Origin of the sequence: Paraburkholderia kirstenboschensis, assembly GCF_032806925.1 — a bacterium.
GTDB classification, from domain to species: Bacteria; Pseudomonadota; Gammaproteobacteria; order Burkholderiales; family Burkholderiaceae; genus Paraburkholderia; species Paraburkholderia kirstenboschensis.
In genome coordinates, this window is record NZ_CP136513.1 from 108,530 (window position 1) to 132,687 (window position 24,158).

Annotated in this window: 18 protein-coding genes; 7 read left to right on the forward strand and 11 right to left on the reverse strand. The window is 64.9% G+C overall.

Features of this window, described 5'->3' with window-relative positions; all coding sequences use genetic code 11:
• Positions 1-5 precede the first annotated feature (5 nt).
• The 7 genes from xdhB to RW095_RS23195 form a co-directional block, all read right to left on the reverse strand.
• Complete coding sequence (gene xdhB, locus RW095_RS23165; RefSeq protein ID WP_317021327.1) at positions 6-2,456, reverse strand: xanthine dehydrogenase molybdopterin binding subunit; 2,451 nt, start codon at positions 2,454-2,456, stop codon at positions 6-8.
• Positions 2,456-4,000, reverse strand: a complete 1,545-nt coding sequence (xdhA, locus tag RW095_RS23170; protein ID WP_317021328.1) for a xanthine dehydrogenase small subunit — start codon at positions 3,998-4,000, stop codon at positions 2,456-2,458. Before xdhA ends, xdhB begins: the two co-directional genes overlap by 1 nt.
• Before the next feature lie 532 nt (positions 4,001-4,532).
• The gene (locus RW095_RS23175; RefSeq protein WP_128586537.1) at positions 4,533-5,042 is read right to left on the reverse strand and encodes a disulfide bond formation protein B; all 510 of its coding nucleotides are present in this window, start codon (positions 5,040-5,042) and stop codon (positions 4,533-4,535) included.
• A gap of 113 nt (positions 5,043-5,155) precedes the next feature.
• Positions 5,156-6,535, reverse strand: a complete 1,380-nt coding sequence (locus tag RW095_RS23180) for an amidase (protein WP_317021329.1) — start codon at positions 6,533-6,535, stop codon at positions 5,156-5,158.
• 49 nt (positions 6,536-6,584) lie between these two features.
• The gene (locus RW095_RS23185) at positions 6,585-7,265 is read right to left on the reverse strand and encodes a GntR family transcriptional regulator (protein WP_317021330.1); all 681 of its coding nucleotides are present in this window, start codon (positions 7,263-7,265) and stop codon (positions 6,585-6,587) included.
• Between the two features lie 214 nt (positions 7,266-7,479).
• Positions 7,480-8,829 carry an MFS transporter gene (locus RW095_RS23190; protein ID WP_317021331.1) on the reverse strand — a complete coding sequence of 450 codons (1,350 nt, stop codon included), beginning with the start codon at positions 8,827-8,829 and terminating at the stop codon, positions 7,480-7,482.
• Positions 8,830-8,851: 22 nt separating this feature from the next.
• On the reverse strand, positions 8,852-9,538 hold the full coding sequence (locus RW095_RS23195; protein WP_317021332.1) for a DUF2848 domain-containing protein: 687 nt from the start codon (positions 9,536-9,538) through the stop codon (positions 8,852-8,854).
• A gap of 167 nt (positions 9,539-9,705) precedes the next feature.
• Between RW095_RS23195 and RW095_RS23200 the strand changes: the two genes are divergently transcribed.
• The 3 genes from RW095_RS23200 (at position 9,706) to RW095_RS23215 (ending at position 14,288) form a co-directional block, all read left to right on the forward strand.
• A complete protein-coding gene (locus RW095_RS23200; RefSeq protein WP_317021333.1) occupies positions 9,706-11,463 on the forward strand; it encodes a cation:proton antiporter in 1,758 nt (585 codons plus the stop codon).
• Positions 11,464-11,591: 128 nt separating this feature from the next.
• Positions 11,592-13,145, forward strand: a complete 1,554-nt coding sequence (locus RW095_RS23210) for a gamma-glutamyl-gamma-aminobutyrate hydrolase family protein (protein ID WP_394365185.1) — start codon at positions 11,592-11,594, stop codon at positions 13,143-13,145.
• A 357-nt stretch (positions 13,146-13,502) separates the two neighbouring features.
• Complete coding sequence (locus tag RW095_RS23215; RefSeq protein ID WP_317021334.1) at positions 13,503-14,288, forward strand: DUF2968 domain-containing protein; 786 nt, start codon at positions 13,503-13,505, stop codon at positions 14,286-14,288.
• A 67-nt stretch (positions 14,289-14,355) separates the two neighbouring features.
• On the opposite strand, the gene RW095_RS23220 is transcribed toward RW095_RS23215, so the two are convergent.
• Together RW095_RS23220 and RW095_RS23225 are read right to left on the reverse strand one after the other, a co-directional pair.
• A complete protein-coding gene (locus tag RW095_RS23220) occupies positions 14,356-15,150 on the reverse strand; it encodes a hypothetical protein (RefSeq protein ID WP_317021335.1) in 795 nt (264 codons plus the stop codon).
• A gap of 706 nt (positions 15,151-15,856) precedes the next feature.
• Entirely contained in the window at positions 15,857-16,390 is a 534-nt protein-coding gene (locus RW095_RS23225) for a GNAT family N-acetyltransferase (RefSeq protein ID WP_317021336.1), read from the reverse strand.
• A 295-nt stretch (positions 16,391-16,685) separates the two neighbouring features.
• Between RW095_RS23225 and tcuC the strand changes: the two genes are divergently transcribed.
• Positions 16,686-17,987: an MFS transporter gene (tcuC, locus tag RW095_RS23230; RefSeq protein ID WP_317021337.1), complete on the forward strand. Its 1,302-nt coding sequence runs from the start codon at positions 16,686-16,688 to the stop codon at positions 17,985-17,987.
• 107 nt (positions 17,988-18,094) lie between these two features.
• On the opposite strand, the gene RW095_RS23235 is transcribed toward tcuC, so the two are convergent.
• The gene (locus RW095_RS23235; protein WP_317021338.1) at positions 18,095-19,942 is read right to left on the reverse strand and encodes a tetratricopeptide repeat protein; all 1,848 of its coding nucleotides are present in this window, start codon (positions 19,940-19,942) and stop codon (positions 18,095-18,097) included.
• A gap of 124 nt (positions 19,943-20,066) precedes the next feature.
• Here RW095_RS23235 and RW095_RS23240 point away from each other — a divergent pair, with 124 nt between their 5' ends.
• The 3 genes from RW095_RS23240 to RW095_RS23250 all read left to right on the forward strand — a co-directional run bounded on the left by RW095_RS23240 (position 20,067) and on the right by RW095_RS23250 (position 23,830).
• A complete protein-coding gene (locus tag RW095_RS23240; RefSeq protein ID WP_317021339.1) occupies positions 20,067-20,435 on the forward strand; it encodes an ArsR/SmtB family transcription factor in 369 nt (122 codons plus the stop codon).
• 284 nt (positions 20,436-20,719) lie between these two features.
• Positions 20,720-21,931, forward strand: a complete 1,212-nt coding sequence (locus tag RW095_RS23245) for a cation diffusion facilitator family transporter (RefSeq protein WP_394365214.1) — start codon at positions 20,720-20,722, stop codon at positions 21,929-21,931.
• Between the two features lie 174 nt (positions 21,932-22,105).
• Positions 22,106-23,830 (forward strand): FAD-dependent monooxygenase, encoded by a 1,725-nt coding sequence (locus RW095_RS23250; RefSeq protein ID WP_317021340.1) that lies wholly within the window; start codon positions 22,106-22,108, stop codon positions 23,828-23,830.
• Between the two features lie 71 nt (positions 23,831-23,901).
• Here the strand turns inward: RW095_RS23250 and RW095_RS23255 are convergent, their stop codons facing one another.
• Positions 23,902-24,153, reverse strand: coding sequence for a formate dehydrogenase subunit delta (locus RW095_RS23255; RefSeq protein ID WP_317021341.1), 252 nt, complete (start codon positions 24,151-24,153; stop codon positions 23,902-23,904).
• Positions 24,154-24,158: the final 5 nt, after the last annotated feature.

Consider the following 24,158-nt stretch of genomic DNA (forward strand, 5'->3'; position numbering starts at 1 on the left):
GCATGTCAGGCATTCGTGTCGCTGGTTGTCGCTTCTTTGCTCGTGCCTTGCGCGGATGCCGGCTCGCTCGCGCTTTGTGCGTGCAGCGCATCCAGTGCATCGAGGATCGCTTCGGGCGTCGCGGGCGCGCGCAACATCGGCGCATGCTGCGCGGACGGCACCGCGGCTGCAATCGCGTCGCGAATCGCGAGGAACACGGAGAACGGCAACAGCAACGGCGGCTCGCCGACAGCCTTCGAGCGGAACACCGTCGGCTCTGCGTTCGGGTTCTGATAAAGCCGCACGTGGAACGCGGCGGGCGTATCGTTCACAGCCGGAATCTTGTACGTGGACGGTGCATGCGTCATCAGACGGCCATCGCGGCTCCACCATAACTCTTCGGTCGTGAGCCAGCCCATGCCTTGAATGAACCCGCCTTCGACCTGACCGAGATCGATCGCCGGATTGATCGACTGACCGGCGTCGTGCAGCACGTCGGCGCGCAGCAGTTTCCATTCGCCGGTCAGCGTGTCGATCACCACTTCCGACACGGCCGCGCCATACGCGAAGTAATAAAACGGATGACCGGTCAGCGTCTTCGCGTCCCAATGCACTTTCGGCGTCGCGTAGAAACCGTCCGACCACAACTGCACACGCGCGAGATACGCGGCGCCGACCAGTTGATCGAACGGCATCGCACCGCCGTTCACCGTGACCTCGCCGTTCGCGAAGCGCACGTCGCCCGCATTGCCGCCGAGTTGTTTCGCCACGAGTTCGGCGAGCCTCGCGCGAATGGTTCGCGCGGCGGCTTCCGCAGCCTTGCCGTTCAGATCGCTACCGGTGGAAGCCGCGGTCGCCGACGTGTTGGCGATCTTCGACGTATCGGTTGCGCTCACACGCACGCGCGAGAGCGGCAAGCCGAACTCGTTCGCGACGACTTGCGCGACCTTCGTGTTGAGCCCCTGGCCCATCTCGGTGCCGCCGTGATTGACGAGCACCGAGCCGTCCTTATACACATGCACCAGTGCGCCGGCCTGATTCAGAAACGGCACGTTGAACGAGATGCCGAACTTGACCGGCGAAAACGCGAGGCCGCGCTTGAGTACCGGGCTCTTCGCATTGAACTCGGCGATCGCTGCGCGGCGCGCGCGATAGTCGCTCGAGTCGAGCAGATCGTCGGTCAACGCCGCGATGATGTTGTCTTCGACGCGCTGTCCATACGGAGTCGTATCGCGTTCGGCTATGCCGTAGTAGTTGGCGAGGCGTACGTCTAGCGGATCGTGGTTCAGTTGACGCGCAATGCTGTCGAGCATCACTTCCATCACGAGTGCGCCTTGCGGGCCGCCAAAGCCGCGGAACGCGGTGTTCGACTGCGTGTTGGTTTTGCAGCACAGCGCGACGATGTCGACGTCGGACAGGTAATACGCGTTATCGAAATGGCACACGGCGCGCGTTGCGACGGCTCCGGAGAGGTCGGCGGAATAGCCGGCGCGCAACGCAATTTCCACGCGCGCGCCGAGAATGCGGCCATTGTCGTCGAAGCCCGCTTCATATTCGTAGATCGCGTCGTGCCGCTTGCCGGTGATCATGAAGTCGTCGTCGCGATCGGCCCGCAGTTTGACGGGGCGACGCAGCAGCTTCGCCGCGAGCGACGCCACGCAGGCAAAGAGCGCCGATTGCGATTCCTTGCCGCCGAAGCCGCCGCCCATCCGGCGGCACTCGCAAACCACGTTATGCGCGGGCCAGTCGAGCATATGCGCGACGACCTGCTGCATTTCGCTCGGATGCTGCGTCGAGCTGTAGACGAGCATGCCGTCCATCTCTTTCGGCACCGCATACGCGACCTGGCCTTCGAGATAGAACTGCTCCTGGCCGCCAACTTCGAACGTGCCGCGAATTCTGTTCGGCGCGGCGGCGATCTTCGCGTCCGGATCGCCGCGCTTCAGATGCAGCGGCGGCAGCACGAACTGTTTGGCGGCCTTCGCGTCCGCCGGCGTGAGAATCGCGTTGAGCGGCTCATAGCGGATCACGTCGTCGCTTTTCGCGAGTGCCGCGGCGCGGCGCGCGAGTTCGTGGCTCTCCGCAATCACGGCGAACACGGGCTGACCGAGGTACAGCACTTCATTGACGGCGAGAATCGGGTCGTCATGCAGCACCGGGCCGCAATTGTTTTCACCGGGGATGTCTTCGGCGGTCAGCACCGCTATGACGCCGGGCGCTTTTTTCACCGCGTCGAGATCCATCGACACGATGCGCGCGTGCGCATGCCGCGACAAGCCAAGCGCCGCGTGCAGCGTGCCTTGCAGTTCGGCGATGTCGTCGGTGTACGTAGCCTCGCCGCTCACGTGCAGCGCGGCCGATTCATGCGGCAGCGCGACGCCGATCGCGGCTTCCGGTTGCTGCGGGGCGGCGTGGTTTTCAGCCGGGCTTTCCGCCTGCTTTGCAGCGCGTTCGACAAAAGCATCGGTGCGGTTCATCACGACGGCTCCTTCACGATCGCGTCCGGCGCGCCGGCTTCGAACGCGAATGCGTTCACGTCGAAGAGGGCGAGCGGCGCGTCGTCGCGCGTTTCCAGATGGAAGCGCCACAGCAGGTTGCGCGCCACTTTCAGCCGATAGGCGCTCGATGCGCGCATGTCGGTAAGCGGCTGGTAGTCGGCGGCGAGTGCGTTCATGGCCTGCCGCGCGGTGCTTTCGTTCCACGTCGAGCCGGTCAGCGCGGCTTCGGTTTGCGTGGCCCGCTTCGGCGTTGCGGCCATGCCGCCGAACGCGACGCGAGCCTCGACGATCGTGCTGCCTTCGCCGATATGCAAAGCGAAGGCCGCACAGACCGCGGAGATGTCCTGATCGTAGCGCTTCGACACTTTGTATGTGCGAAAGCGCAGATTGCCCGCCGGCCGCGGCACGCGCAGCGCGGCGACGAACTCGCCCGCCGCGAGCGCGGTTTTCTGATAGCCGAGATAGAACCCGTCGAGCGGCAGCGTGCGCGTTCTGGTGCCGTGGCGTAGCACGACTTCGGCATCGAGCGCGAGCAGCGCGGGCATCGAATCGCCGATCGGCGAGCCGTTTGCGACATTGCCGCCGAGCGTTCCGGCATTGCGGATCGGCAGCGACGCGAAGCGCGTCCAAAGCTCGGCGAGTTCGGGATAGTCGGCGGCGAGAGCGGCATACGCGTCTTCGAGCGTGACGGCCGCGCCGATAGTGAGCGTTTGCGCATCGCGCTCGATCGTCTTCAATTCGCGCACATTGCCGATGTACAGAACGTCGCCGAGATCGCGGAACTGCTTGGTGACCCACAGGCCGACGTCAGTGCTGCCGGCCACGAGCCGGGCTTGCGGATGTTCGGCGCGAAGCCGCGCGAATGCGTCGAGCGTGAGCGGCGCGTAAAACGCCGGCGCACCGAAGGCGGCGCCGCGCGTGTCGGGCGCGCGGTACTCGAAGGTGTCGTTGCGTTGCAGTGCGCGCAGCGCCTCCTCGACAGCCTTGCGGTCGAGCGTCACGCGCGGATATTGCGCGTAGTCGAACATTTTCTGCGATGCGTCCACGATCGGCCGGTAGCCCGTGCAGCGGCACAGGTTGCCGGAGAGCGCGGTGTTGATTTCGTCGCGCGTCGGCAGGCCGGCGGCGGCGGGCTGGTTCTCGTAGAGCGCCCACATCGACATCACGAAGCCCGGCGTGCAGAAACCGCACTGCGAGCCGTGACAGTCGACCATCGCCTGTTGCACGGGATGCAGCGTGCCGTCCGCGGCGCGCAGGTCTTCGACCGTGAACAGGGCTTTGCCGTCGAGCGTGGGCAGGAACTGGATGCAGGCGTTGACCGCTTTCAGCGCAAGCGCGCCTTGCGCGTCGAGTTCGCCGATCACCACCGTGCAGGCACCACAGTCGCCTTCAGCGCAGCCTTCCTTGGTGCCGGTGCAATGCAGATTTTCGCGCAGATGCTGGAGCACGGTGCGCGATGCGGGGACGCCGGAGATCTCATGGACGGACCCCTGGCGATAAAAGCGGATGGTTTGCGTTGTCATGGCGAATCAAGAAGACAGTGCGGACCGGGCGCGCGTTACGCATGGGGTCGCGCCAAAGCCGGCCTCGCGCACGTAGATCGCCATCCATATCCGAAGATAGCATTACGGCGCCCCAAAAATATTTCCGATGTCGCATGAAGCTTATTCGGGACATGCAATGAGATAAGTCCGATTTGAGTCGGATTCGCTTCGCGCGGGGAAGTTGCGTCGTGCGAGGAGGCGCGCGAGACGCACCGCCGAGATACAGGCGGGAGCAGGCGAGAACTACGCGGGCAGCAGCAGCGGGGAGCAGCGGGCAGGGGCGGAATGCGAACCAGGCGCAGGGCCGTGCCTGCGGTTCAGAAGCGTCGGAAACCGGGGCGCGCAACGCAGGCAGCAACCGGATCGGCAAAAAAAGGAGAAAGGCAAAACCCGACACAGCGCAGATGCAGCCGCGATTCACACAGGCGCTCTCACTGCGGCGGTCTTCGCCTTCGAGCCGCGCCGTTAAGCGCGGGGCAGATGCAAGCGCCGTCTGGAACCGGCAAATCCCTCAAGCAATCCGTCTGCGATTGCGCACGAGGCTAATCGCCAGCGGAACAAAAGCCAGCACGAAGCCGGCCAGCGCCCACATCGGCAGCGTCAGTCCGAGGATCGGCGGATAGGCGGTTTCGCAAAGCCCGGCCACCTTGAACACGCCCGGCAGCCAATGCGCGGGCGGCAAACTGTCGACGATCGGCTGCAGCGCGTCGAAGCCGCAGCTAAAGCCCGGATTCGCCTGCACATACACGTGCCGGACCGCGGTCACGATGCCCGCCAGCGCCGACAACGCCGCCATCGCTTCGAGCAGACGCACGCCGCGCCAGCTGTGGAACCGCGCGCCGAGGAACGCGAAGATCGCGATCAACAGGAAGAAATAGCGCTGAATGATGCACAGCGGGCACGGGTCCTCGTGCTTGAAGTACTGCAGGTACAACGCGCCGGCCACGAGGCCGACGCAGATCAGGCCAAGCAGGACCAGCAGGGAGCGCTCGCGGCGCAGCATCGCATTGTCGTTGTTCATGGATCGTGTGGCGGTTGTGTAGCCGTCAATAAGCGGAAAGGGCGAGTGCCCGCGATTTTAGCGCGAACCCCCGCCCCCACGACGCCGCACCCGCACGCAAACCGTGACGCCGCTCAGCGAATTGAGTTGAGCACGGCTTCGGCGCCCCGGCCGATCGCGAGAAGCGCGTCGTCGGCGTGCGGCGCGCCTGCCAGCATCAGGCCGACCGGTGCGTCTCCCCGCATATGGCAGGGCAGCGACAGCGCGCAGGCGTCGAGGAAGTTGAACACGCCCGGGTTGCGCAGCATCAGCGCGTTGGTGCGGCCGAAGACGTCGTCGTCGGATACGAGTTCGGCGACGCGCGGCGGCAGCATCGGCACGGTCGGCGCGACTACCGCGTCGAAGCGCTGCCACAGCGTGCGGGCGGCTTCGGCGAGCATCGCGTCGCGCTCGGCGAGCAGGTCCAGATAGTCGGCGGCGCTGGCCGGCTGGCCCTTGACAATGCGCACCAGCACGCGCGGATCGTATTGCTCGCGGTGTTTCTCGAGCAAAGGACGATGCCACGCATACGCTTCGATCGGCGAAAAGCCGAAGCGGTTGATGTCCGGCAGACGGTCGAGCGGTGCAAAGCGCACTTCGCTGACAATCGCTCCGGCCGCTTCGAGGTGCTTGAGCGCGGTGTCGACGGCCGCGGCGACCTCGGGCTCGACGCCGTCGGTCACGTAGTTGGTCAGCACGCCGAGGCGCACGCCTTCGAGCGGGCGCGCGGCCGGCACGCGCGGTTCGAGCCCGGCGAGCATCCGGTCCACCAGCGCGCAGCACGCCACCGACACGCCGATGGGGCCGAACGAATCGAGCGTCGGCGAAAGCGGCACGCCGCCTTGCTTCGGGATGCGCGCGGCGGTCGGCTTGAAGCCGGTCAAGCCGCACAGCGCGGACGGAATGCGAATCGAGCCGCCGGTGTCGGTGCCGAGCGCGACGGCGGCCATGCCGTCCGCGACGGAAGCCGCCGCGCCCGACGACGAGCCACCCGAGATCCGCTCGTCGCCCTTTACATCGCGCCGGTAGGGCGACAGCGGGTTGCCGTAGTGCGGATTGAGCCCGAGCCCGGAAAACGCGAATTCGCTCATATTGGTTCGTCCGACGATCACCGCGCCCGCCCGCTTCAGGCGCGCGACGGCGACGGCGTCTTCCCTGGCGGCGGGCGCGTCAGCAAGCACGGTCGAACCGGCGCGGGTCGGCTGGCCCTCGATGTCGAACAGGTCCTTCACCGAGACCGGAATGCCGGCAAGCGGCGAGAGTACCGTGCCGGCGGCGCGCAAACGGTCATGCGCGTCGGCGGCCTGGCGTGCGCCGTCTGCGTCGACGTGCATGAAGGCGACCGCGCCCTGGCCGGCAGGATCGGCGATCCGTTCGAGCGCGGTTTCGACGAGCGCGCGGCTCGTGGTGCGCCCCGCGGCGAGGTCGGCGGCGAGTTGGGCAAGCGGCGGGAAGGGCGTGAATTCAGTGGCCATGATGTCGTTCGATCCGGTTGGTCTGCGTGAAGCCGCTTACGTAACGGTTTTAAATGCGGTTGAAAAGCGTCGCGCGGAATGCCTCGATATGTTTCTGCACCGAGCGTTTCGCGCCTTCGGTGTCGCGCTCGCGCAGCAGGCGGAACAGTTCGAGGTGTTCTTCGTGCACGTCTTCGAGATGATGCGGCTCGGAGAGTGAAATGAACCAGAAGCGCAACGAGCGCTCATGCAGTCCGCGCAGGATGTCGGCGAGCACCGCGTTGCGCGAGGCGGCCGAAATGGCCAGATGGAACTCGCGGTCAATGTCCATCATGCCTTCTATGTCGTGCGCGGCGACGCACACGGCTGAGCGCTCCAGCAGCGCCTGCATCGCGTCGTAGTCGTGCTGCTGCGCGTGGCGCGCAGCCAGCTCGACGCAGTAGCTTTCGTTGACGAGGCGCACGTCGATGATCGCAAGCACGTCGTCGAGCGAAACCGGGCGCACCATGATGCCCTTGCGCGGCATGATGGTCAGCATCCCTTCGTGCACGAGCCGGTGCAGCGCCTGATGCACCGGCGTCCTGCCGATGCCGGTCAGCGCCATCAGCTCCGCTTCGTTGAGCACCTCGCTCGGCCGCAAACGCATCGTGATGATCTCGCGCTTGACGAACGCATAAGCCTGCTCGGCGAGACTCGCGTTGGCGGTCGCTCGGGTGGGCCGTGGAGGGCGGGCGGTCTGCAAAAGCGTCATGTGAAGAAGGAGCGGACTATGTCGTCCGCGCATTGTAGAGCAAGGTCGGGCGAGGTTTTCGCGGGCGCGTGGGCGAGGGCTTTGGTCCGATACGAGGTGTGTGAGCCTTGCTTGTCAAGGTGGCACGAGCCGCTGGACACGCCTCAGTGCGCTGAGGACGCTCAAGCCGCACGAGCCGCTCAAGCCAGCCAAGGCCACCCCAACTATTGATACCTCACGCACTCCCCGCCACCGCTGTCGCAGCGTGCTGGACCTTGACGCGCGGCATCATCAGCGTGACGAGGCCGCCCACGATCAGCGCGCCTGCTATCAGCACGAGCCCGAACGTCACGCTATGCGTCGCGTCTTTCACGATACCAAGCACATATGGGCTGACATAGCCGGCCAGGTTGGCGATCGAATTGATCACCGCAATGCCGGCGACCGCAGCGGTGCCTTGCAGGAAGCTCGTCGACATCGACCAGAAGATGCCGAAGCCCGCGAGAATGCCGATATACGCAATCGACAAACCGGTGACGGCAAGCGGAATCGAGTTCGTAACCGACGCGCTGCCGAGCAGGCCTGCCGCGCCGATGAAACAGCACACGGCGTAGTGCCAGCGGCGCTCGCCGGTCACATCCGACGAACGGCCGATCAGAATCATGCCGATACCGGCAGCCAGATACGGAATCGCGGTGACGAAGCCATTGGTCACGAGATTCGTCACGCCGAGGTCCTTGACGATCTGCGGCAGCCAGAACGAGAAACCCGCATTGCCGGTGACGAGGCAGAAGTAAATCAGCGTGAGCAGCCAGAAGCGGCCCGAACGCAACGCGACCGAGAGGCTATGTTCGGCGCCTTCTGCCGCAGCCGCGGCATTCTCGCCTGAGATGCGGGCGAGGATGACGCGTTTTTCGTCGTCGCTGAGCCACGGGGCCTCGGCGGGCGTGTTGCGCAACACGGCGAGCGCCCAGAACCCGGCGAGAATCGACGGAATGCCTTCGATCAGGAACATCCACTGCCAGCCGCGCAAACCGTGCGCTTCGTGCAGCGCCGACATCAGGAAACCCGACAACGGCGCGCCGATGATGCCCGCTACCGGAATCGCAGCCATGAACACGGCGACCATGCGCGCGCGGCGGTCGGACGGGAACCAGAACGTCAGATACAGCACGACGCCCGGCACCAGTCCCGCTTCAGCGACGCCGAGGAAAAAGCGCAGCAAATAGAACATGGTCTCGCTGCGCACGAACATCATCAGACACGACAGCAGGCCCCACAGCATCGTGATGCGGGCGATGGTGGCGCGCGCGCCGAACTTCTTCAATAGCAGATTGCTCGGCACCTCGAACACGAAATAGCCGAAGAAGAATATCCCCGCGCCGAGTCCGTACGCCGCGTTGGAAAGGCCGAGGTCGCCGGTGAACTGCAGCTTCGCATAACCGATGTTGACGCGATCCAGATACGACAGCACGTAGACGAGGAACAGGAACGGCATGATGCGCCATGTGATCTTGCGGATGGCGGCGGCTTCGAGCCAGGCGTCCGAGGACGCGCCGGCAGCGGATGGCGATTGGGTGCTCATGAATGCCTCATTCGACAATAGCTCATTCGACAATAGGTAAAGCCCGCACGCGATAGGCGCGGCGCAGCGTGCGGTTCAGGATAGGGTCGTGCAATTCGAGTTCGAGCGCGTCGCCGTCGTCCATGCCGACAATGCCGCCTTGCACCGGGAGCGTGCCGCAGAACATGGCCGCTCCTTGTGCGAGCGGTGCGCGCGCAAGCAGATCGGCGGCGGGGAGCAGAGAGGCGACGCTGCCTTGCTGATACACGCGGCGCTCGCCGTTCGCGACCGCATAGGCGCGCAGTTCGAGCTGATCCCAATGGTCGGCGACGTCCTCGAATCGCCACGCGTCGCGCGCGACCGGTTTCGGGCACACCTGTTTGGAGACGGTCACGCCGTAGGCTTCGACTTCGCGGTCGGTGTGATCGGAGCCCACGGTGACGAGCAGCCCCGCATTGGATTGCACCAGCACGCATTCCGCTTCGCCGCTCGACTTCGTGCCGACCACGTCGATCTGTTCGGCTTGCGTCAGCAGTTCGGAGCCGAGACGGTAAAAGCACGGCGTAGTGGACGGGCGCTTCACGCCGAGTTCGGCAAGCTCGGCAATGTGGTGTTCGATGGCGGCCTGGTCGCGGCCGGCCCAGCCGGCGATCGTGAGGCGGTTCACATCGATTGAAATGGCGCGCGCGGCGCCGGAACGGTCTACAACCTGAAAAGACACCTGCTGCATCTGGGGACTCCGAGAAAATATGCAGCAAATATTATTGTGATATTTCACAGGCGTCCAGCGTGTCAAAAACATTCCTACGAGGGGCGGGACCCGCGCCCGGCCGCGGCGCCGGGGACGGTTTGTTACACTGCGCCTCCTGGATATTACTTTTTGTAAGGGAAGGGCGCATGCACGAAGGCATCGGCTTCATTCAGGATCTGGCGGTCGTGATGGCGCTCGCCGGCGTCGTTACCGTGCTGTTCCATCGCCTGAAGCAGCCGGTGGTGCTCGGCTATATCGCCGCCGGCGTGATCATTGGGCCGTACACGCCGCCGTTTCAGCTGATCCACGACGAGCAGACCATCAAGACGCTGGGCGAACTGGGCGTTGTGTTCCTGATGTTTTCGCTCGGTCTCGAATTCAGTTTGCGAAAACTTTTCAAGGTGGGCGCGACGGCGATCGTCGCGGCGCTCTCCGAAATCGTGCTGATGTTGTGGCTAGGCTATGAGATTGGCAGCGCGTTCGGCTGGAGCCCGATGGATTCGTTATTCCTCGGCGCGATACTCGCCATTTCGTCGACGACCATCATCGTCAAGGCGTTGTCAGAGCTTGGCCTGAAGCGCGAGAGTTTCGCGCAGCTCGTATTCGGCATTCTGATCGTCGAAGACATTCTCGCCATCGCGATGCTCGTGCTGCTTTCCGGCATCGCGCAGACAGGGCAGTTGAGCGCGGGCGTTGCGGTTGTCACGCTGGGCAAGCTGTTGCTGTTCATGACGGTGTCGCTGGTGGTCGGCATTCTGGTCGTGCCGCGCGCGCTGAACTACGTGGCGCGTGCGCGCAGCGACGAGATGTTGCTCGTCGCCGTGCTCGGGTTCTGTTTCGGCTTCTGTCTGCTGGTGCTCAAGCTCGACTACAGCATTGCGCTCGGCGCGTTCCTGATCGGCGCGATCATGGCCGAATCGCGTCATCTGCATCGAATCGAGCATTTGATCGCACCGTTGCGCGACGCGTTTTCGGCGATCTTTTTCGTCACCATCGGCTTGATGCTGAATCCCGCGGTGCTCGTCGACTATGCATGGCCGATCGCGGTAATCACGGTCGCGGTAATCGTCGGCAAGATCGTCTCGTGCGGACTCGGCACCTTTCTCGCAGGCAAGGACGGCCGCACGGCGATGCGCGTCGGCATGACGGTTTCACAGATCGGCGAGTTCTCGTTCATCATCGCGTCGCTCGGTTTGACGCTGAAGGTGACGAGCGCGTTTCTCTATCCGATTGCGGTGGCCGTATCGGCTTTGACGACGCTCTTCACCCCTTATCTGATCCGCGCCGCCGATCCGCTCACGCGGCGTTTCGCCGACGCGATGCCGCGCACGCTCGTCAATGTGTTCGGCATGTATAGCCAGTGGTTGAGCAGCCTGAGCACAGGCAGCGGCGAGCCCACGCTTTTCAGCATGACGCGGCGAATCGTTCTGCAGATCGCGGTGAATCTTGCGTTGGTCGCCGCGATCTTTCTGATCGTGTCCTACGGCGCGCCTTACATCAGTACGGTGCTGACGCGCTGGGTCAGTTCCGAGCCGATGCAGCGCGTCGTGCTGTGGAGCGTAGCGTTGCTCGTGTCGATGCCGTTTCTGGTGGCGGTTTATCGCAAGACCAAGTCGCTCGCGTTGCTGCTCGCCGAGGTGAGCGTGCAGCCGGCGACGGCAGGGCGCTTCACGAGTGCGCTGCGTTATGCGATCTCCGATCTCGTGCCGGTGGTCTGCATGGTCGGCGTGTTCCTGCTCGTCGCGGCACTATCGGGCGGTATCCTGCCGCCGACCGGCCTGCTCGCCGCGGTGCTCATCTGCGCGGCGCTGCTGCTCGCGCTCGTATGGCGCTGGTGCGTGAAGATTCACGCGGCAATGCAGATTGCGCTGCGCGAAACTTTTGACGAACAGCCGGATCCCTAAGTTAGACGGAACTGCGCGGGGCGGCCCGACAATGTGAGCAATTGTGTGCTCGTTTGCCGGGTCAGGCACGCTGGCGGATAATCAGGGCATATTCATTCGTTCGCGTGAAAGGCGCCTGTCCAACAGTCATGAGCGAAAACAAACCCGAAAACGCCGGCCAACCCGGCAGTCCAACGCCGCCTGCGGCATCGCCGGAAATTTCCGGCCAAGCTCCGGCCGAACCGACCGCATCCATACCCCTCTCGCATGAAGATGCCATTCAGTCGCCCGTGAAGGATCCGGTCACGTCGACGGCGGCGCCGTCGTCCGGGGCATCGACGGCGACGGGAGCGTCTCTTCCGTCCGGGTCGTCCGTGCCGGTCACCGCATCGGTCTCGGCGCCGGCCGCTTCGTCGGAGGCGGCTGCGAGGTCGTCGACTGACGACCCCGAAAGCGCGTCCACTGTGACGCCAGTCGTCAAGCGCACGACCCAGCAACGCGACGCGGCCGAGGCGCGCAGTTCCGCCGCGGCTTCCACCGCGAAGCAGGTGGCCGCGGTCCATGAGCGCGACGCGCGCTCGGTTCGCGGGCGCGAAGTCCCGTCCGCGCCGTCTGCATCCTCCTCACGGACCCATAGCGCGACGCCGCTTACGAGTGAACCGATTCAAGGCGAACTCATCACTTCGGCCGACGACGCTCTCGCCGGCGAAGACGCCGCTGCCTCCACCGCGCGTCCTGCGGGTTCGCCGCCGCCGGGCTTCGGCGCCGCGCCCGATTTCACCGCGACCAACCCGCCGCCGCCGAATGCGTTGCCGCCGTCGCCACCGCGCTATCTGAAGCAGACGGACTCGGCGTGGTCCGTGTTTGGCCGGATCGTCGCGGCGCGCGCGCGCCAACTATTCGATCGTGCCGGTCAGCGGATCACGCAGCGCACGCTGCGCATCGGCGTATCGGCGCGAATCTTCCACCCGGAGCCGGGCGCGAAAGGGCTGCGCGGCAAGACGCTGCAATATCTCGAGGAGTCGATTGCGCACTGGGTGATGTCGCGCGACGTGCTCGTCTTCATGATTCCGACGGTCGGACATCAGGGCATGCTGCATCCGAGCAACATCCGTTTGCGCGACTATGCGAAGCATCTCGACGGCCTGTTGCTGCAAGGCGGCGCCGACGTTTCGCCGCAATCGTATGCGGAGGCGGCGACGAGGCCCGAATGGCCCGGCGACCGCGTGCGCGACATGTACGAGCTCGAGCTACTGCATGAATTCATCGAGTCCGGCAAGCCGGTGCTCGGCGTGTGCCGCGGTTGCCAGCTGATCAACGTGGCGTTCGGCGGGACCTTGTATCAGGATATCGCCACCGACGTGCCGACCGCCGGCGCGCACGTCAACGAAGATTACGATCAGCACCGGCACGCCATCCATTTCCCGGACGGCTCTACGCTCGCCAACATGTTCCCCGCCCGGCGCGATGCGATCGTCAACTCGATTCACCATCAGGCGGTCAAGACGCTCGGCCGCGATCTGAATATCGAGGCGGTGTCGGCGTCGGACGGCATCATCGAAGCCGTGCGCTACCGGCGCGCGCCTTTCGTGATGGGTGTGCAATGGCATCCCGAGTTCCACCGCGCGGGCGGTCCGGAGTTGCTCGATTGCACGCCGCTGCTCGATACATTCCTGCGAGTGGCGCGCGAAACGCGCTTCTAGGCAAGGGGTGGCGGGAGTTCGGGCTTGCGCGTTGATGGCGCGGCCCTGGCCAGAAAAAAGTGATTCGTTAGAGGCGCCACTATGTAAGTGGCGCCTCGTTTTTTTTTGCGCTCGTCGTTCTTCCTTGCGCGTGGTGTCCTGGTATTGTCTTCTCGATCGACGCCATATGACTTGCTGCGTTTCCGGCCTTATACAGATATGTTTCATTTCGCGATAGGCGGCCGTGTCGTGTATTTCGCATAACGTAGTTTTATCTCGATTTAATGTCCGTTTTTGCGACGCTTCAATGCTTCGCTTAAGCGCTAATCCGCGCGATAATCCAAGGCTGTTTTCTGTATTCGCATGGAGCATGCACGTATGAAGCATCCCTTATTTGTACGGCGCGCCATGCTGCTCGCGACTTCGTGTGCGCTGTTGCAGCATGGCGGGTTCGTGCTGGCCGCGCAAGGCGAAGAAGCCGCACCCATGGTCGGCACGCGGCCGGCCATGAATACTCTCACGCCGCAGCCTGTCGTCGCCGCGCTGCGCGACGCGGCGTCGGCGTCGGCGTCGTCCGCTCCCTCGCCTGCGTCGCTTTCGTTAGGTTCGTTACCTCCGTCAGCTTCGTCGTCCGAGTCACCAACTGCTGGCGAAGCGCAAGGCACCGTGGCCGAGTTGATGCAAATGATTCAGGACACGAAGCTCAACGAACTGCGCACCACTTACAACGGCAGTTATGGCGCGAGCCTTTTCTTCTATCCGCGCGAGATGACGTACTACGTCGCGTTGTTTCAGGACAAGCACTTCTGGCGTGTAATCAAGTCGGCGGACGCGGGCCGGGCTGAAGCGATCTACGCGGGCTTCGTGCAGCAAACCGCGCAACTGGCCGAGGTGGAGATTCACCGAACGCAGCTGCAGGCGCAGAAGGCGTATATCGAGGACATTATCGCGTTATCCGAAGACCGTGCGAAGCGCCTGCAAGCCGACCTCGAAGTCGCCCGCACCCAGCAGGCCAAGGTCAACGACTACCAGCGGCAAACGCAAAACGAAGCTGCCGCGTTACGCGAGGATAAGGAACGGGCGCAGGCACAACTGCGGCAGGTGCAAGGTCAGGTCATGCAGTTGCAACGGCAGACCGAAATGGGCTTGCCAAGGCAGAAGTAAAAGCGCTTGGAATACGGAGGAAGCCCGGCTTTGGTGCCGGGCTTTTTTTATGCCGCTGTTCGCGCGGCTACCTGATGAATTGATCCGGCACTTCCGTCACACGCCGGTGTGTGAGCCGGGTACTCCAATGTTGCCCGGCACTCGCGGACAGATTCAAGGATGATGCCGGCTGCGTCTGCTGCTGCGTCGCCTGCGTCTGCTGCATCTGCTGCGCCGGGCGCATCCCGCTGCCTTGGCGAGTGCTCGCGGACATGTCGACAAACGTGTAATCGCCCGTGCCTGGCTGCGTCGGCGCGGGCGGCGAGTATGAGCCCGCAACCGACGGTTTGGCGAACCTCCGCGTTACAGGCGGTGGCGTGGCGATGGTCGACGCGCCGTCGGCTGCATGCTGCCGATAGCTCACAGCGGCGGCTCTCGGGGAATGTCCATAGATGGTCCGGTGACCGTCGCTATTTCTCACGGCAAGCGGCGTGCGTGTGCGGACGATGGCCGCTGAGCGGTGCGGTTCAATCGACGCGGTTATCGGCGGGTGCAACGTTAAGCCGCCCTCAGCAACGGTCCGGGCAGTGCCGGACACCGGCGTGGCTTGCGCTTGCTGCGGCGCAGATACCGCGCTTGCCTGGTTCAGGCTTGTCGTTTCGGCGACCTTGTTCGACACACTAGAGGTATCGCGCTGCGGATTCTGCACGGCCGGCGCCTCGCGCTCGGCGACGGCTACATCAGCGCGCTTCGTGGGGTTGCCATTGCGCGGACCACGGACGTCGACATGACCGAACGCCGTCCATGCGAGCAGTGCGGCGCCACTCAACGCGCAGGCGCCGCCCGCCAGCGCCCACCGCGGCACGAGGGGTACGCGGGGCATGGGTCCGGCGACCTGCGCTTTCACTGGCGCAAAGGCATCCTGAAAAGGGCAGTCCTCAGTTGCAGCCGGATCGTCCGCCAAAGCGGAATCCGCCGAAGCCACGCCGCCCCGAAGTTGTAACGTCTCAGCCTCACGCTCGCCCATTGTGTGCGGCATCCTCGCGCCCGTCGCCGAGCCCATAATCGGCGCCGCGGTTGCGTCGGCAACCCGATGGTCCGGCGCCACCCATCGACAGAACGAGCGAATAGGCTGATCGCTTAAGTTCAACGTCTTGAGGACCGCGCCATAAAGCCCATGCGGCTCATTATTCAGGTGGTGGCTTGGCGCGAGCAATGCCCACCCGCGGCCGAAGGGCGCCGGCACATCATTGAGCGGGCGGGAGCGGGGCAACGCCATCGCGCCGTCAACTATGGTTAAAGGTGTGGTGGACATCGGTCTCTTCCAGCGCCTCGGGGACGGACGCCGCCTGGCGTCACGTAGGTCGGTGAGACGAAGGCCGGGGAGCAGTACGCGGGAAAACGCCTCACGCGCGTCCAGGCGCAAAAAGCGCAGGGGCGCGTATGAGCGCCCATGGATGCGTCAGCGCCTCAGCTGGAAAGCCATCGTCGGGAAGAAGCCATGATGCGCCCGAACGAAAGCTGCAACGCTCAGACGCTTCGCAACGTGGGTGCAGATGTGTCCTGGAGTGCAGCGCCCGGGACGCAGATCAAGCGCCCGACTTGTCCAGCCGGTAGACATAGCGCAGCGCAGTGATATCCACGCCGCCCATGTGGTCGGGTTCCGCGCCGACATACTGCCAGCCTTGCCGTTCATAGAAACCGATAGCCGGCAGATTGCCCTCCAGAGCGTACAGATAGAGTTGCGTCTCGCCCTGCGCGCGAGCCCAGTCTTCGGCTGCGCGCATCAGCAGCTTGCCTACGCCAATGCCCTGATACTCCGGCAGCGCATGAAGGTTATCCAGCAGCACGCCCCACGCGGAGTCCGGCTGACGCTCCACGCATACGAAGCCGATCGGCTCGCCGCCCAGTTCCGCAATCGCCACCATGCGACGCTCGCCGCCTGGCGCGCTCATGCGGGCTTCCCAATAGGCAGCGCGCTCCTGCGTGACTTCGCCGTCCAGAAAGGCGTCGGGCAACAGACCGCGATAAGCGGCGCGCCAACTCGTGCTGTGAATAGACGCAATAAGCGCTGCGTCGGCGACGGTGGCGGGGCGCAGCGAAGGGACAGAAGCGGTTGGCATGGGAGGGGCATCGACGGGAATGGCGAGTCGCAATTTTATCGGTCGCGAGCGGTGCAGCCGGTTGTAATGAAAATGTAGGGAATACGCAACAGCACTATCAACGGTAACATTATGCGGCGCGGCTTCCGGCGGACCCCGGCGTTTACCCTGATACCGCTTAGGTGCATTCAGCTGCAGAATGCAGCGCCCCCGGCGCGGCTCTCCCTTGCGGCCTACCGCGTTCTCACCGAGGGCGGATCGTTTCAACTGCCAGATCGCTGCCGGCTTGCGCGGCGTGGGCTTATCAGAGAATGTCATGTCAACAGCGTCACACGCTATCTCCTCGTCGCAAGAATCCAAATTCAAGACCGTGTTCCGCGTGGTCAGCGGCAACTTTCTTGAGATGTACGACTTCATGGTCTACGGCTACTACGCGTCCGCGATTGCCAAGACCTATTTTCCGAGCGGCAGCGAGTTTGCGTCGCTGATGCTTTCGCTGTCCGTGTTCGGCGCGGGCTTCCTGATGCGGCCGCTCGGCGCGATTGTCCTCGGCGCCTATATCGACCATCACGGCCGCCGCAAGGGCCTTATCCTCACCTTGGGCCTGATGGCGCTCGGCACGCTTACCGTGGCGTCCATTCCCGGATACGCGACGATCGGCCTGCTTGCGCCGGTGCTCGTGCTGCTGGGCCGCCTGTTGCAAGGTTTTTCCGCAGGCGTGGAACTGGGCGGCGTGTCGGTGTATCTGTCAGAGATCGCCACCAAGGGACACAAAGGCTTCTATTGCGCGTGGCAGTCAGGCAGCCAGCAGGTTGCCGTGGTGTTTGCCGCGCTGCTCGGCGTGATGCTCAACAAGATGCTGCCCGCCGACCAGATGAGCGCATGGGGCTGGCGCGTGCCGTTCCTGATCGGCTGCCTGATCGTGCCGTTTCTGTTCATGATTCGCCGCTCGTTGAAGGAAACCGAGGAGTTTTCGGCGCGCAAGCATCATCCGGGAATGGGCGAGATCATGAAGACCATGGCCGCGAACTGGGGCACCGTGCTGGGCGGCATGGGCATGGTGATCATGACCACCGTGTCCTTCTACATGATCACGGCCTACACGCCGACCTTCGGCAAGGAAGTGCTGAAGCTGTCGTCGATCGATACGCTTGTCGTTACCGTCTGCATCGGCCTGTCGAACCTGATGTGGCTGCCGCTCGCGGGTGCGCTGTCGGACCGCATCGGCCGTCGTCCGGTGCTGCTCGCTTTTACGGCGCTCACCATCGTCACCGCGTATCCGGCGCTGCAATGGCTCGTCGCCGAGCCGTCGTTTGCGCGCCTGCTCGCTGTCGAATTGTGGCTGTCGTTCCTGTACGGCAGCTATAACGGCGCGATGGTCGTGGCGCTGACCGAAGTCATGCCGGTCGAAGTGCGTACGGCAGGCTTCTCACTCGCATACAGCCTTGCCACGACGATCGGCGGTTTCACGCCGGCCATCTCCACGCTCCTGATTCATTCCACGGGCAACAAGGCGGCGCCGGGCCTCTTCCTCGGCGTGGCGGCGATCTGCGGGCTGATTGCGACGCTCGTGTTGTACCGCACGCCTGAATCGCGCGATCAATACAAAGCCGCGTGATTGGCAGCGCGTGCTGACGCCGCTCACGCGGCCAGTGCAACAAAAAAACCCCGCGCTCGGCAGACCGCGGGGTTTTTTGTTGCCGTAGCACCGACATGACCGAGCGGCTAGCCTCGGCGCAATTCGTTTGCGACCGCCTGCACGACCTCGCGCCATGCATCTGGCCGCGGCTGACGTACCAGGGTAGCGCTGGCGTACCAGGGGCTGCGCGTGTCGCCGGGACACCATCGCCAATCGGGCGCGAACGGCAGCATCAGCCAGAGCGGCTTGCGCAACGCGCCGGCGAGGTGGGCGATCGATGTATCGATCGACACCACCGCGTCGAGCCGCTCGATGATCGCCGCCGTATCCGCGAAGTCGCCGATACGCTTGTCGAACCGATGAATCGACCCGGCTCGCGGATGCGCGTTCAGCGCGGCGCATTCATCGGCACTGAGGTTGGGCTGCAACACGATCCAGTCGATGCCTTCGATCGCGAAAAGCGGGTCGAGCTCGGCGAGCGGCATGGAACGCGTTTCGTTCTGATGGATGCGCCCCGACCACGCGAGCCCGATCTTGCGCTTCGCCTGGCCGCCCAGCGAGCCGCGCCATTTTCGCCGGTACGCGGGCGGCACGCTCAGATAGGGCGTGCGCTCCGGAATAGTGTCCAACGTCGTGCCGAGCGCGAGCGGCAAGCTCAGCAACGGACATTGGAGATCGGCGGCGGGGCGCGGTGCGCCTCTCGGGATGAGCGTCACACGCCACGCCTGCGCGGCCGGCTCGAGCAGCAGCAGCAACTGCGGCTGCACTTCGAGCACCACACGCGCCGCGCGCTGTGCGGCCAGCGGGACGAAGCGCACGAATTGCAGCGTATCGCCGAAACCCTGTTCGGCGTGTATCAGCAGCGTGCGCTGTGAGACCGGCTCGCCGTGCCAGCGCGGCAAGGTTTCGATGGCCGGCTCGGCGACGGTTTGCAGACGCCATTCGTATTCGGGCAGCCCACGCGCGAAGTCGCCCAGCGCGAGCCACGCGAGCGCGCGGTTCATATGCGCGGACGCGAGATCCGGCTGCACGCGCAACGCCTGGTCGAATGCGCGTACGGCGGTGGCGTGCGCGCCGAGCGCCTGGTGCGCGGTGCCAAGGCTCAGCCACGCGAGCGCGAATTGCGGATCCAGTCCGACCGAGCGTTCGAGATACGGTATGGCCTGGGCGTGACGCCCGAGCGCAGCCAGCGCGTTGCCCATGCCGAAGATGACGGGCGGCAGGTTCGGCTGCAATGCGAGCGCCGCCTCGAACGAGGCGACGGCTTCCGCGTGACGGCCGGTGGCGTCGAACGTATTGGCGAGGTTGAAATGCGCGGCGACGAAGCGCGGCTCGGCGGCGAGTGCCGCCTGGAAGCATGGGATCGCTTCGCCGGCGCGGCCGAGCGCATTGAGCGACATGCCCATGTTGTTGAGCGCCCCGGCGTGGCCTGGCCGCAACTCGAGCGTGCGCCGGAACGAGGCGATCGCGTCCTCGTGACGCCCGAGCGCGTGCAATGCATTGCCCAGATTGTTATGCGACGAGGCGTCGTCCGGCTGCAGGCGCAACGAGCGGCGGAATGCGTCCGCGGCGTCTTCGTGACGACCTGCCGCGGTGTACGCGTTGCCGAGGTTGTAGTGCGCCATTGGGAACGACGGCGCAAGCGTAAGAGCGTTGCGGAACTGGTCGATGGCCTCGTCGATCTGGCCGAGCGCCTTCAGCGCATTGCCGAGGTTCAGTTGCAGCGCGGCGTCTTGCGGGCGCAGGTCTACCGCGCGCCGCACCAGTTCGGCGGCTTCGGCGTGCTGGCCCTGCTGGTGGCGCAGCACGCCCAGCAGGTGCAGCGCATCGACGTGCACGGGGTTGCCGTCGAGCGTCGCGCGATAGCCGCGTTCGGCGTCGTCGAGCCGGCCGTCACGATGCGCCGCGAAAGCGCGGTCAAATACAGGTTGCATGACGGGGATGGTAGTCGGGTGAGGCAAAGGCCGCATTTTCCCACACTCGCCGACCAGCACCCCGGTTTGACCCAGTGCGCCGGTGTAGCTAACATGTGAACACCTGTTCATATATGTGCCGCCCATGATTCCCGCTACGGCTTCGCCGCCATCGCCACCATCGCCGTCGAGTTTCGAACCGCGCCCGGCGGACACGATTGCGCCGCTCGCCGACCTGTTTCGCCTGCTAGGCGACCCGACGCGCTTGCGCATCGTCCTGGCTTGCGTCGACGAACGCCGCGCGGTGGGTGCGATCGCCGAGGAACTGAATTTGTCGCCGTCGCTCGTGAGCCATCATTTGCGGCTGCTGCGCGCGGCGCGAATCGTGCGGGCGCAGCGGCAGGGCAAGCAGGTGTTTTATCTCGCCGCCGACCGCCACATCAGCACGATGCTGGCCGGCATGCTGGAACACGTGGCCGAGCCCGCCCGTGATGACGCATTGGATCTGCCATGAAGAAAATCGAAGAAAGGGAAGACGAACACGCGCCCGTGTGGCTCGACGCGTCGGATAGCAACGACCTTGCGGACGAGCAAAGTCGCTTTGCCGGCGCGCATGTCCATGAGGACAGTGATCGCGCGGGTCAAGCGGGGGAGCGTTCCGCTCGTGAGCTTGAACAGGGTGGCGTTGCGGACAGTCGCGACATCGAGTTGGATGACGGAGTGAGCCAAGGGCGGGGGAAAGGCGAGCGCGAAGGCCAGGGCGGCGGCCATGGGCGAGCCCAGCTTCATGACCGCAACCTGGACCACGACCGCGCAGGTCAGCACCATGACGTGGATCACAGCCGCACTGGCCACGACCGCGATGGCGGCCATAGCCACGCCGGTCACGTCGACGGCGGCGGGCGTACCCACAGCCACAGCGACGGCGGCGATCACAGTCATGCCCCCGGCCACAGCGGCAGCGACGCCCACGAGCACAGCGACAACCGCGCCCACGGCCACACCAACGGCCACACCAACGGCCACACCAACGGCCACACCCACGACCACACCAACGGCCACGACCACACCCACGACCACACCCACGACCACAGTCACGCAGGTCACCACCACCACCATCACGCGCCCGTCGCGGGCCACGGCTTCGCGTTCGCGCTGGCTGTTGCGCTGAACGTCGCGATCGTCGTCATTCAGGCGCTGTATGGCGTGCTCGCGCACTCGACCGCGCTGCTCGCCGACGCCGGTCACAACCTGTCCGACGTACTCGGCCTGCTGCTCGCCTGGGGCGCGGCGTGGCTCACGACGCGCCGTCCTTCCGGACGCTACACGTTCGGCTACGGCAGCTCGTCGATTCTCGCGTCGCTGGCCAATGCGGCGCTCCTGCTGTTCGCGTGCGGCGTGATCGTCGCCGAGGCGATTGGCCGCCTGATGAATCCGGCGCCGGTCGCAGGGCTCGCCGTATTCGTCGTTGCGACCGTGGGCGTGGTCGTCAACGGGATTTCCGCGTGGCTCTTCATGCGCGGCCAGAAGGACGACCTCAACATCCGCGGCGCCTTTTTGCATATGGCAGCCGACGCCAGCGTGTCCGCTGCGGTGGCCATAAGCGGCCTCGTGATTCTCTACACCAACTGGACGTGGCTTGACCCGCTAATGAGCCTGCTGGTGGTCGCGGTCGTCGTTTACGGGACCTGGGGTTTGCTGCGCGATTCTGTGCGGCTCGCGCTCAATGCCGTGCCGTCAGGCGTCGATCTGCAAAGCATTCGGGACTATCTCGCCGATCAGCCCGGCGTCGAGGGCGTGCACGATCTGCATGTGTGGGCACTATCGACCACCGGCAACGCGCTCAGCGTGCACCTCGTGATGCCCGCCGGGCATCCTGGCGACGAGCGGCTCGACGGCATCGTGCTCGTGCTGCGCGAACGCTTTTCGATGCAACACGCGACGCTGCAAGTCGACCTCGGCACGACCGATCATCGTTGCGCGATGGATCACCCGGCAAAAGCGCACTGACACCTGCCGACGCACAGCCCGTTGACGCACTGACGCGCTCACAGCAACGCCTTGGAGCCGGTCTACGCCAAGCCCGGCTCTGTGCGCGATACACCTCGCAATTGATGCGCCGCGCCGTTCAGCCCGGGGGCTCGGGGGGTACACTAGTGCGCACTGTGCTCTGCGGAGTTTCGCATGGACGCTGCTGCAAATAATGCGTCGCCGGTTCTGATCGTCGGAGCGGGTCCGACCGGGCTCGCCGCTGCCATGAGCCTCGCGCGCGCTCATATTCCCGTGCGTCTGATCGACCGCGCGATGCAGCCGAACCCTTATTCGCGGGCAATCGGCATTCAGGCGCGCACACTCGAACTGCTGGAGCAGCATCGGCTCGTCGAGCGGTTTCTGGAACTGGGACATCGCGCCCGCGTCGCCAATCTGTTTTCGAACGGCATGCGCCTCGCGCAGCTCGACTTCGATCCGCTGCACACGCGCTATCCGTATCTGCTGTTTCTCGATCAGTCGGTGACCGAGCGTCTGCTGACCGAGCATCTGGCGACGCTCGGCGTCACGGTCGAGCGGGGCGTCGAACTCACGATGTTTACGCAAGGCTCGGCCGGCATTCAGGCGACGCTGAGGCGCGCCGACGGTCACACGCAAACTCTGCGTCCGTCTTACATGATCGCCGCCGACGGCGCGCACAGCATGATCCGCCATGGCCTCGGCCTGAGCTTCGAGGGCAAGACACTCGAGCAGACGTTCCTGCTAGCCGATCTGCACGCCGAAACGGATTGGGCCGAGGACGAGTTCCACATCTTCGCTTCGGGCGAGGGGCTCGTCGCGCTGTTTCCAATGGGTCACGGCCGGCATCGGCTGATCGCGGATCACGCAGTCGAGCCGGTCGCCGAAGCCGCGCCGCTGTCGCCGGTGGTGCTCGGCGAACCGCCGCTCAGTCGCGTGCCCGCACCGTCGCTCGACGAATGCAAGGCGCTGCTCGCAAGGCGCGTGCATGAACGTGTCGATGTGTCGGAGCTTGCGTGGTCCTCGTATTTTCACCTGAACAGCCGGATGGTCGAGCGGCTGCGCGTGGGGCGCGTCTTCCTTGCCGGCGACGCCGCTCACGTGCACAGTCCGGCCGGCGCCCAGGGAATGAACACCGGCATCCAGGAAGCGTTCAATCTCGGGTGGAAGCTCGCGCGCGTTTTGAAGGGCGCGGCGCCCGATCGCCTGCTCGACACCTACCATCTCGAGCGGCATCCCATAGAGCGCGACGTGCTGCGGCAAACCGGCTTTATCACGCAGATGGCCGAGGCGGATCATGGGCCGCTCAAGCTGCTGCGCGAGCGCGTGATGCCGGTTCTCGCCGCGCTCGGTCCGTTGCGCGACGCCGCGCGGCTCACGATCAGCGAGTTGTCGGTGCAATACCGGCGCAGTCCGCTCACGCTCGAACGCGTGCTCGACGGCGGCCCGCGTGCGGGCGAGCGCGCGCCGGATGCGGTGGTGCACGTGGTCGACGGTCCGCTCGGGCGCGCGCCCGGCATCGGCTGCATTTTCGATCTGCACGACCCCGCGTTCTTTTCGCTGTTTGTGCTCGTGCCGCCATTGCCCGTCGACGAAAAGCCGCTCGATCCCGATGCAAAGCACGAGCCGCCTCGCGACGCCGAGTTCGAGCGTCTCGTTGCCGACATGGAGAGATTGTTGCCAGGCGCGGTGCGTATCTGGCGCGTGACTGATACGACCGGCGACGGCGGTCCGTCGCTAGCCGAATCGTACGGACGAACGCGGCCGTCGTTCTATCTGCTGCGGCCCGACGGGTACATCAGCGCGCGCGGGCGCACCGGCTCGGACCTGAACGGCCTGTTGCGGCACTGCGAAGCGTGGTTCACCGTTGGCGGACAGATACCCGAGCAGACGGCCGTGTAAAGCTGCGGCAGGCGGCGCTCGCAGTTGGAGCCGCCGCCTGGCCGGTGCAGACCGTTCCGTTACATGTCGCCTCAGGCGATTGAGGGCTCCGCGGGCGTCAGGCGTTCGCGGTGTTTGACGAGCGCTTCCCTGACGATCGCCGACATCGCGATGCCGCTTGCGTCCGGGGCATCGAGCGACGCGAGCAACGCACGCCGCATGCGCGGCTCCCAGAAACGGCGGATATGGTCGGCGACGCCCGTAACCGCTTCTTCGCGATCCGGCATCGAATCGAAAAAGTCGCCGATGCGGTTCGCCATGTCGATCAGATTCTGTGTGTCCATGGCTT